We start from the raw sequence: 10,397 nt of genomic DNA on the forward strand, positions 1-10,397 counted from the left end.
GTCCTTCACCGTGACGCGAGCCACCACCGCGCCCACGTCCGTCGTGGGCACCTTCTCGCGGTACGCACCATCGGCCCCGGTGGTGAAGGCCTTCTTGCCCAGGCTCTTCTCGGCACCATCGGCCTTGCGCAGCACGAACTCCACCTCGCCCGGGGTGGCGCCGTAGGGCTTGCCGGACAGCGTGGTGGCACGGATGGCCAGCAGCGCCTCGGAGCCCTTCTTCACCACCGCCGCCGAGTAGCGCGTGGAGCCCAGCACCTCCACCTTGGACAGGAAGAAGGAGGCACTCGCGTTGGCGAACGTCGCCTGGTCATCCCGGGCGCGCACGGTGAGCGTGTAGCGGTACGGGAAGCGCTCCTCGCCCGCCTTGAGCGCGGGCACCGGAATCTCGAGCCGCGCCTCACCGTTCTCGTCGAACGTGGCGGCGCTCGCCCAGGGATCCTCCTCGGCCTCGCGCAGGGCCACCGTGGAGAACAGGCGCTCGGGGACACTCAGCTTGCCCTCCGTGGTGGAGGAACTGCCGTACGTCACCGCGCTCCCCTGCCCGCCCATGCCCGAGTCATCCACCCAGGCCGGTGCGTCCAGCAGCGTGCGGTAGAGGAACACCTCGTACTTCGTTCCCGGCGGTACGCCGCCCGCGTAGCGCCGGGCCCGCACCGTGGCGCGCACCGTCTCGCCCGGCACCACCGTCTCCTTCTCCGGCTGGAGCTCCAGGTAGAAGGTGGGCTTCACGTAGTCCTGCACGCGCGCCTCGCCCTGGTGTGGCTGCGTGTCCACTTCGGCCATGACGCGCAGCACGCCCGTGCCCAGGTCTCCGGGCACCATCATGTTGCCGGCGAAGCTGCCGAACTCGTCCACCTTCACGCGCGTCAGCACCTCGCGGCCCTCGGCCGAGACGAGCTTCACCGACACGTCGCGCCGACGCGGCGTGAAGAGGCGCGCGAGGAAGGTGTCCGGCTGGCGCACCACGCCCCGGAACTTCACCTCGTCGCCCGGCTTGTAGATGGGCCGATCGCTGTAGATGAACACGTCCGGAGCCACCGCCAGTGACGAGTAGAAGTCCGTGTCCACGATGGCCGTGTCCTGGCCCGACGTGGCCGTGGCGATGAGGCGCGGCTCCTGCACGGCCAACGTCACCTCGCCCTTGTCGTCCGTGGTGCCGCTCGGACCCTTGCCGTTGGGCAGGTACACCCGCACCTGGGCGCCCACGCGTGGCTTCTGATCCCTCCCCGCCACGCGCACCAGCACCTGCCCGTCCGTCTGCTTGAGCTGCACGGTGAGGTCGGTGACGACGAGCACCACCTGCCCCTCCACGCGACCCTGGACGAGCTGGAGGATGTACGTGCCGGAAGGCAGCGGCGCGAGCGTCACCCGGCGCTCCTCGTAGCCGCTGTCGTAATAGGAGGTGTCGAAGCCCGGGACGCTGAACTCGCGCTCGGAGCCGCCGAGGTCCAGGTTCAACCACTGGCTGCGCACCACGGAGAAGCCGGGTGGAATGCCCACGAGCTTCTCGGGGCCCTCGGACACGCGGGCCAGGGGGCGCCCCGGAGGAGGAGGTGGACGCGCGGGCAGGCCCGGCGCCACGGCCTTGCGGAAGTCCTCGTTGAGGGCGAAGAGCAGGAACGAGCCCGGCGAGTGCGTCGCGTTGAGGCCGCGGCTGAGCGCGTTGCCGGGATTCGCCGTGGTGGGCGGCACCTGGTACGCGCGCCGGAGGTCCCCCTGCGCGCGGATGAAGGCGTCGATGTCCGCGGGCTGGAGCACGCGAAGCTCGACGGGCCCCTTGTTCTCGAAGGCCACGTCCACGGCCACGGGCTCCCCGCTGCCGTAGGCACGAGGAACGGTGATGTAGAGCGGCTTGGCCGCCGCCACGCCAGCGAACATCAGCGCGGCCAGTGCCGCGATTCGAGCGGAGTACCTCATGAGCCAAACCCTCCCGGAATCAGTCGATTGCCTTCCACCGTGCCCCGAAGGCCGAGGTACGGCAGCGTCTCCAAGTCACGCCGAGCGGCCTCGATCTCCGGAGGCGCCGCGCGCGAGCGTGGCTTCTGCGAATCCTCTTGCGGCAACTGCGACACGTACCCATCCGCCATCAACGTGCCGAGCAGCCGCCCGGTGTTGACGCCGAAGGACACCGAGCCCGGCGCGCGCAGCCCCTGTACCACCGGACCCGCGGCGTTGAGCAGGTTGGGGCTCTTGCCCTCGCAGGCCTTGCGCAGCCGCGCGAGCACGTCCGGCGTGGAGGCCAGCACCTGGTGGCCGCACAGCGTGGCGGTCTCCAGCCGGTTGGGCCCGGAGAAGAGCTGCCCGAGCGCCGCCGCGTCCTCGGGCCGGCCCCACAGCAGGGCCACCTCGGAGGGCAGGTTCGCATCGCCCCGAGGTGTCCACAGCAGGGCCACCTGGCGCGTGCGCAACGGGCCCGCGGAGCCCTTGCCGGACCAGAAGGCCTTGAGGGTGTTCTGCTCCAACGTCTCGGGCAGCTTGAGCTGGAGCGCGAGCAGCACCGGCGTCTCCTCGGGGACGAGCTTCAGCAGCTCGTCCGAGAGCGGCGCGCTGTCCAGCCGGGGCTCCTCCGCGACGGGCCCGGCGATGCCACGGCCCACCAGCCGGTTGCCCTGCACGACGAACTGGAGGCGGATGCCATTGGCCACGCCCATGACATGCGTGAGGAGCTGCGCCTCGCGGCCGAGCGGCTCGGGGGCGAAGCCCAGCTCCACGTCCACGCCCTCGGGCTCCTCGATGTGCATGTGCGGCTCACAAAGCCCCTGGAGCACCACCGCCGGGTGCCGGCCGAACACCAGTCGTTCCTCGGTGCGGGCGGCCCACAGCGCCTGCTCGGCCACGAGCCAGCGCTCCAGCTTGAACCCCCCCGTGGGCACCTCCCCCTGCCCTCCCGGGCACGCATCGGCCGTCATCTCGTTGCGGCGGACCGCGCCACTCATCGACTGGAAGGCGGCCTCGGCGGCATTGCCGGGCTCGGAGACGATGATGGCGGGAGTGCCCGAGCGGGTCTCCCCGGAGAACCACATGACGCGGAACGGCGCGGCGAGGAACTGGCCGGCCATCACATCGAACACGGCGCCCTTGAAGGAGCCGCCCAGGTCCTCGCCCCGAGTGCCGAGGAACGCGGCCCACCCCCCCACGAAGCCCTTGCCGAGCGGCTTCTGGAGCTGGTCCTGGAGCCACGCGTTGCCGGAGAGCGCCTCGCGCACCTTGCTCGGCGAGTAGACGTCCACCCAGAAGGCCGGGCGCACCGGCTCGGTGGGCACCTCCAGCTTCTGGGGCTTGTCGGACGCGGGAGGCATGGCCGAGAGCACGGAGCCCCCGCCGGCGCTACCCGTCCCCGAGGAGCCGGAGACCGCACCGGAGCTCGTGCCCGACGAACCGCCGGAGGAGCCGCGGCCGATGAAGAAGGCGACCAGCGCCACCAGGACGAGCACGGCGATGCCGAGGCCCACGAGGAGGGCCTTGGGAGGTTTCGAAGTCATCGCATCCACTCCTTGAAGCGGAAGAAGCCGAGAAAGGCGGTGTTTTGGGGGACCGGGCGCCACTCCAGGGGCGCCTCGGTGACGAGCGACTGGAGGATGCCGGTGCGCACGGCGGCCCCCTTCTCGCCCGGGTGGTAGACGACGCGCGTGGGGGCGTGGGCCTTGTCCTCGGGGCGCACCACGAGCATCAGGTGGAAGAGGGGGCCGGCGTCACGTTCCTGGCGGAAGGCCACGAGGTCTCCGGTGCGCAGCGACTCGCGCGCGGCCTCGTCGCGACCGAGCGGCACGAAGCTGTGCATCAGCAGCATCTCGGCGTCGGCGAAGTCGGAGGGGGCGCCCGAGTCATCGCGCCACAGGGGAGAGGCGAGCCGCTCGGGGTGGAAGCGCCGGTACGCGCCGCGGAAGGTGAAACGCACCAGGCCCGCGCAGTCACGCTGAGCGGGGTGCCAGCTCGGGTCCATGCGGCGCACCTGGGCGAGCGCCACCTGGGCCACCTCGCGACGCAGCAGGGCGTCGAGGGCCTCGGGAGCGGGCGAGGCCGCCTGGAGCGAGAGAAGCAGGAGCGAGGCGAACATGGAGAGGTGGAGGACTCAGCCCTCGGAGTCTACACCGCCACCGGAGAGCGTCTTGACGGCCTCGTCCAGGTTCCGGGGCCACGCGGCGCCCTTGGGGGCGGGGTCCTGCGAGGGCACATAGACCTCGGCCTTGCCATCGCCGAGCACGTTCACCCAGGCGAGCACGCGGGTGGAGCCGGGGGTGGCGAGGGGGATGCGGACCATGCGGCGCACCTCCTGGGGGGTGCCCTCGTAGAGAACGACGTTGAGAGTGGCCACGGTGTGGGCCTTGTCGCCGCTGGGCCAGTAGTTGGTGGCGATGAGGTAGAGGCCCTTGGGAGGAGCGCGGTGGACGTAGAGGTAGGGGCCATAGGCGGGGTCGTCGAAATCACCGCCCTGCTCGTTGAGGTTGAAGGTGACGCCGCTGGGGCTCTCGGTGTCGGCCCTGTAGACGTGGGCCATCTTCTTGAGGTCGAGCACCTGGCCCGAGCCCTCCTTGGCCTGGGAGAGGCTGTCGGGGGTGGGCTCGTAGATGTGGAGGTCCGTGTAGACGCCCTCGGTGTCACTGGTGAGGACGGTCTTGAGCGGGACGGGAGGAATCTGCGCGTAGCTGGTGGCCTGGGCGCGAGCGGTGCCGGCCTGGTTGGTGGCCATGACGGTGACGACGTTCTTGCCGCTGGCGGCGGGGAACTTGCGCTTGAAGCGCCCGCTGAAGGTGCGCATCAGGTAGCGGTCGCCGTTGATGGAGATGACCACCGGGTCGATGGTGGTGTCGCTGAGGGTGCCCTCCACGAGGAGCATGCGGTCCACGGTCCAGCCGCCGGAGGGGGCGGAGAGACGGACGGTGGGCAGCGTCTTGCCCTGTCCGATGGGGACGCCCTGCTGACGGGGATGGGCGGCGGTCGGGGCCTGGGAGAGCAGCACGGCCAGGAGTACGGGCAGCATCGGGGGCGGGTCCTGTCGAGGGATGAGACGGAGGACAGCCTGCGCCGGATGGTCGCTGTATTTCAAGAGAGCTTGCGGTGGACGATGGAGCCTCCTAGACCGGGGTGAACCCCTGGAATCCCTGGATGAGCCTCCTCAACCAAATCGTCATCTTCCTCATCGCGGCGGTGCTCTCCGTGCCGCTCTTCAAGCGGCTGGGGCTCGGCTCCATCCTCGGCTACCTGGTCGCGGGCGCCGTCATCGGCCCCTCGGGCCTGGGGCTCATCCGAGACCCGGAGGACATCCTCCACTTCGCCGAGTTCGGCGTGGTGCTGTTCCTGTTCATCGTCGGCCTGGAGCTGCAACCCCAGCGCCTGTGGGCGCTTCGGCGCTCCGTGTTCGGACTCGGCACGGCCCAGGTGCTGCTCAGCGGCCTGCTGCTCGCGGGCGCGGGGCTGGCGCTGGGCCTGTCCCCGAAGGCCGCCATCATCGCCGGCCTGGGCCTGTCGCTGTCCTCGACGGCCATCGCCCTCCAGCTCCTCGGCGAGCGCAATCAACTCTCCGCCCGCCACGGTCGCGAGAGCTTCGCCATCCTCCTGTTCCAGGATCTCGCCGTCATCCCCTTGCTGGCGCTCATCCCCCTGCTCTCCGGCCGGCACGGAGAACCCGGGAGCGGCTTCTCGCTGCTGTCCTTGCTCGAGGTGGTGGCCGTGCTCGCCGCGGTGGTGCTGTGCGGACGCTTCCTGGTGCGCCCCCTCTTCCGGCTCATCGCCTCCACACAGCTCCAGGAGATCTTCACCGCCACCGCGCTCCTGGTGGTGGTGGGGGTGGCGCTGTTGATGAGCTTCGTCGGCATCTCCATGGCGCTCGGCGCGTTCCTCGCGGGCGTGCTGCTCGCGGACTCCGAGTACCGTCACGAGCTCGAGGCGGACCTCGATCCGTTCAAGGGCCTGCTGTTGGGGCTCTTCTTCATCGCGGTGGGCATGTCCATGAACCTGGCGCTCGTCACCCACCAACCGCTGCGCATCGCCGCGTGCGTGGTGGGACTGATGGCGATCAAGGGCGGCGTGCTGTACTGGCTCGGGCGGCCGATCGGGCTGATGCTCCAGGGGCGGCGCATCATGGCGTTGGCGCTCGCCCAGGGCGGCGAGTTCGCCTTCGTGCTCTTCGGGGTCGCCGCCACCGCGGGCGTGATGGAGCGCGAGCTCACCGAGTTGCTCGTGGTGGTGGTCTCCCTGTCCATGGCCGTCACGCCGCTGCTGCTGACGCTGCATGACACCCTCGTCCAACGCATGCTGCGGCGCACCGTGGCCGTGGAGTACGACCGGGTGGAGGAGGCCGATCAACAGCCGGTGCTCATCGCCGGCTTCGGCCGGTACGGGCAGGTCATCGGGCGCGTGCTCAACATGCTGGACATCGGCTTCACCGCGCTGGAGGTGAGCCCCGAGCAGGTCGACTTCGTGCGCCGCTACGGCAACAAGATTCACTACGGCGACGCCTCGCGCCTGGAGCTGCTGCGCGCCGCGGGAGCCTCCCAGGCGAAGCTTTTCGTGCTGGCCATCGATGATCCGGACGCCTCGGTACGCACGGCGGAGCTGGTGCGCCGCAACTTCCCGCAGCTGCCCGTCTACGCCCGGGCGCGCAACCGCGCACACGCCTACCGGCTGTTGGATCAGGGCGTGAAGGTGCTCAACCGCGAGACCCTGCTGTCGAGCCTGGAGATGGCCGCGCACGTCCTGCGGGGGCTCGGCTTCGAGGAGGAGCGGGCCAGGGACATCGTCGAGCGCTTCCGCGTCCATGACGAGGAGCTGCTGCTCAAACAGCATGCGGTGTACCAGGACGAGGAGCAGTTCATGCGCTCGGTGCTGCAGTCCCGCGAGGAGCTGCGCTCGCTCTTCGAGCAGGACAACCAGCCGCGGGCACAGGCCCAGGTGCAGGGCGACGGGGCCGAGGAGGCGAAGGAGCTACCCCAGCCTTGAGGTTACTTCGCCAGGGACTCCTTCTCCAGGAGCAGATAGGTGTTGTACGCGTTCACCCGGTTGGCGGCCTCGAAGGCCGGGTAGCGGGAGAACCGGCTCCAGTCGACCTTGCCGTACGCCTCGTCGAAGGGAACGAAGTCGTCCACCGCCCGCTTCATCACCTCGCGCAGGTAGAGGAGGTAATCGCGGGTGAGCATCAGATCGGCGGCGGGATTGCTCGACGCCTTGCCATGTCCCGGCACCATCGCCTTGGGCTTGAACGCGAGCAGCCGCTCAATGGCGGCGAGCCAGCGTGCACTGTCCGCCTCGCCGACGAACGGGATGCGGCCAGTGAAGAGCAGATCCCCGGAGAACAGCACCCCATCGGGGCTCACCTTCAGCATCAAGTCCTCGGGCGAGTGCGCCGGGCCGAGGAAGATGAGCTCGAACCGCACACCGCCCAGCTCGAACGTGGTGTCGCCGTCGAGCCACACGTCGGCGGGGACAAGCCGGGTCTCCCCATCCACCCAGGGCGCGAGCATCTTCCTGCGCTGCTCCAGCCGTTGCCGGGCGAGGTCGGAGTCGAGGTAGAGCTTGCCCTCACGGTGGGCCCACACCTCCACGCCAATGGCCTTGAATGCTTGCAGGCCGTAGCCGTGGTCGGCGTGGAAGTGGCTGACGATGACGCGTTGGATGGGTTGGCGCGTCACCTTGCGGATCTGCCGGATCAGTTCCTCGCCCAGGGCGGGTGTGCCGAGGGTGTCGAAGACGACGACCCCGGCCGGGGTGACGACGAACCCCGCGTTGGAGATGAAGCCCTGGTTCTCGTTCGAGGCCTCGCTGGCCAGGCCCCGCACGTAATACGAGTGCGGGCCGACCTGGATCGGCTTCACCTGGACGGTGACGCGCTCGCCAGCACTGGCGCGGAGCGGGAAGAGGCCCAGGAGCGCCACCACGGCGGCCACCCCAAGAGGAACGAGGGACGGGCGCATGGGGCGGCTACCTCGCGAGGCCAGGGTTCCCGGCGACATTGAGAAGCTTGGGGAGGTAGGGCCGCCGCGCCTCGAGCGTCTTCTGGCCGCGCAGGTAGCGCGCGACGACGTCCCAGATCGGCTCGCCGCCAGCCTCCCGAGCCTCCTCGGAGACCGGGGCCCAGCCCGCCACCTTGTACCTCTTGCCCGCCTCCAGCGGCTTGCCTCCGAGCCGCAGGTCCTGGATCCGGTGCCCCACCCCCGCCGTGGGGTCGCAGGCGTAGCTCAACCCTCCGACGCGAACCATGTCACCGCCCTGCTGGAGGTACGGATCCGGATTGAACAGGTTGTCGCTCACGTCCTCGAGGATCGCCTTGAGCTGGGCGCCGGTGAGCGTGGAGACGGTGGTGTAAGGGTACGTGATCGCCGTCTGGTCGAGCACGTCCTCCATCGTGATGTCCTGGCCGGGGAGCAGGGTCGTCCCCCACCGGAAGCCGGGTGACAGGGCGATCTCCGCGTTCTTCTCGGCCATGAGCGCGTCGAGGAGCACCTGGTCGAACGTGCCGTTGAAGTTGCCGCGCCGGTACAGCAGCCCCTCCGTCACGGCCAGCTTCTCGCCCAGCTTCTCCTCATGGGGCGCGCGGAGCCGGGAGATGAGCGCGGCCATCTCCGGGTCGGCGGGCAGCAGGTTGGCGAAGACGGGCAGCAGCCGGTAGCGGAAGTCGGTGACCTTGCCGCCCTTCACCTCGAAGTCGAGCACGCCGAGGAACTTGCCGTTCGAGCCGGCATTGGTCACGAGCGTCTGCCCACCGGCGTTCTTCACGAGGAGGGGCCGTGGCACACCGTCATGGGTGTGGCCCCCGAGGATGGCATCCAGCCCGCGCACCCGCGAGGCGAGCTTGAGGTCCACGTCCATCCCATTGTGGGACAGCAGCACGATGACCTGGGCGCCCTTCCCTCGCGCCTCCTCGATGACCTGTTGGAGGTTCTCCTCCTGGATGCCGAAGGTCCACTCGGGGACGAGGTAGCGCGGGTTGGCGATGGGCGTGTACGGGAAGGCCTGACCGATGATGGCGACCGGCACTCCGTTGAGCTCGCGGAGCACGTAGGGCGGGAACACCGGGTCGCCGAAATCGGCCGTCTTCACGTTCTGCGCGACGAAGTCGACCCGTCCCTTGAAGTCCTGGGCGAGGACCTCCTGGACGCGCTCGGCGCCGTAGGTGAACTCCCAGTGGCCGGTCATCACGTCCACGCCGAGCAGCTTGCAGGCGTCGACCATGTCCTGCCCCCGGGTCCAGAGCGAGAGCCCCGAGCCCTGCCACGTATCGCCCCCATCCAGCAGGAGCGCGCCGGGGCGGCTGGCGCGCAACCGCTTGATCAGCGTGGCGAGGTGGGCGAACCCACCCACCCTGCCATACCTCGCCGCCGCCCTGGTGAAGTCGAGGCAGGTGAACGCATGCGCCTCCGCCGTCCGCGCCTGGAGGCCGAAGTGCTTCAACAGCCGCTCGCCCACCAGGTGCGGCGGCCTGCCCTTGGCCGCACCGAGGCCGAGGTTCACCTCCGGCTCGCGGTAGTGGAGCGGCAGGAGCTGGGCGTGGCTGTCGGTGAAGTGCAGGAAGTGGACGGTGCCGAAGCGCGGCAGCTCATAGGGCGCGGCGGGCTGCCGGGCGGGAGCGGCCAGCGCCTCGGAGCGGAGGAGCGGAAAGCCGGCGGCGGAGGCGGCGGCGAGCGTCGAGAGGAATTCGCGGCGGTTCATGTGGGAGGGCGGGAGGACTGGCCGGTCACTTGTTCACCGGCGACTCCGGATCCATCAGGAGCGCCATCACATCCTTGAGCTGCTCTTCGGTGAGGATGCCCTGGTGGCCGAAGCGCGGCATGTCCGAGCACGCGTTGAAGGCGTGCGAGTTCCACAGCTTGCCCCAGGTGTACTTGAGGATGGGCTCGGTGTTCCCGCGCAGCTTGCCGTACTGGTGGAGGGTCGGGCCGATCGTCCCGAACGACAGCTCCTTGGGCGAGAGCTGGTGGCACGCGTAGCAGTTGCCGCCCGCGGGCTTGGACGGGTCATCGCTGAACTGCTTGCCGACGCCCGTCTGGGCGATCTTCTCGCCGTTCTCCCAGCTCCCGAGGTACTTGCCGTCAGCGGGGTACTGGATCGTCGCGAGCTGGGCCTCCTGGAGTTTCCTGGCCAGCTCCTTGGGAACGGGCTTGCTGGCGTTGTATTGCGAGCAGGTCGTCTGCACCTCGTCCTGGTTCAGCCGGTCGACCGAGGCCTGCCCCTTGGTCTGGAACGAGGCCTTCATCACCTCGACGGCCGCGGCGCGGTAGTCCTTCTTCTTCTTGTCGGCGGCGGCGGCGGCGCCTCCGATGGCGAGCACCGCCACCATGGCCACCGCACCGGTCCGGCTCGCTCTGCGCTCGTTCATGGTGCTCATCTCCGGTTACCGCTTGATGGTGGGGGCCTGAAGCTCGCCGCCGTTGGCGCTGACCGCGAGGTACATCGTGAGC

The 10,397-nt window shown here is 69.7% G+C and carries 8 protein-coding genes; 1 reads left to right on the plus strand and 7 read right to left on the minus strand.

Annotated features, from left to right (window positions below; genetic code table 11):
* The 4 genes from VF794_RS31995 to VF794_RS32010 all read right to left on the minus strand — a co-directional run.
* On the minus strand, positions 1 to 1,920 hold a 1,920-nt coding region (locus VF794_RS31995), incomplete at its 3' end, for an MG2 domain-containing protein (RefSeq protein WP_331116908.1).
* The gene (locus VF794_RS32000; protein WP_331116909.1) at positions 1,917 to 3,485 is read right to left on the minus strand and encodes a hypothetical protein; all 1,569 of its coding nucleotides are present in this window, start codon (positions 3,483 to 3,485) and stop codon (positions 1,917 to 1,919) included. The genes VF794_RS32000 and VF794_RS31995, both read right to left, overlap by 4 nt.
* Positions 3,482 to 4,060, minus strand: coding sequence for a DUF1175 family protein (locus VF794_RS32005; RefSeq protein ID WP_331116910.1), 579 nt, complete (start codon positions 4,058 to 4,060; stop codon positions 3,482 to 3,484). Before VF794_RS32005 ends, VF794_RS32000 begins: the two co-directional genes overlap by 4 nt.
* A 15-nt stretch (positions 4,061 to 4,075) precedes the next feature.
* On the minus strand, positions 4,076 to 4,984 hold the full coding sequence (locus tag VF794_RS32010) for a DUF2135 domain-containing protein (RefSeq protein ID WP_331116911.1): 909 nt from the start codon (positions 4,982 to 4,984) through the stop codon (positions 4,076 to 4,078).
* Positions 4,985 to 5,109: 125 nt separating this feature from the next.
* Here VF794_RS32010 and VF794_RS32015 point away from each other — a divergent pair, with 125 nt between their 5' ends.
* Positions 5,110 to 6,942 carry a monovalent cation:proton antiporter-2 (CPA2) family protein gene (locus VF794_RS32015; RefSeq protein ID WP_331116912.1) on the plus strand — a complete coding sequence of 611 codons (1,833 nt, stop codon included), beginning with the start codon at positions 5,110 to 5,112 and terminating at the stop codon, positions 6,940 to 6,942.
* A 2-nt stretch (positions 6,943 to 6,944) separates the two neighbouring features.
* Here the strand turns inward: VF794_RS32015 and VF794_RS32020 are convergent, their stop codons facing one another.
* Genes VF794_RS32020 through soxX form a run of 3 tightly spaced genes read right to left on the minus strand, consistent with a single transcriptional unit; the run spans position 6,945 to position 10,315 of the window.
* Positions 6,945 to 7,913, minus strand: a complete 969-nt coding sequence (locus VF794_RS32020) for an MBL fold metallo-hydrolase (protein ID WP_331116913.1) — start codon at positions 7,911 to 7,913, stop codon at positions 6,945 to 6,947.
* Positions 7,914 to 7,920: 7 nt separating this feature from the next.
* Positions 7,921 to 9,648, minus strand: a complete 1,728-nt coding sequence (gene soxB, locus VF794_RS32025; RefSeq protein WP_331116914.1) for a thiosulfohydrolase SoxB — start codon at positions 9,646 to 9,648, stop codon at positions 7,921 to 7,923.
* A 25-nt stretch (positions 9,649 to 9,673) separates the two neighbouring features.
* A complete protein-coding gene (soxX, locus tag VF794_RS32030) occupies positions 9,674 to 10,315 on the minus strand; it encodes a sulfur oxidation c-type cytochrome SoxX (protein ID WP_331116915.1) in 642 nt (213 codons plus the stop codon).
* Between the last annotated feature and the right edge of the window lie 82 nt (positions 10,316 to 10,397).

Source organism: Archangium sp., assembly GCF_036389735.1.
Classification (GTDB): domain Bacteria; phylum Myxococcota; class Myxococcia; order Myxococcales; family Myxococcaceae; genus Archangium.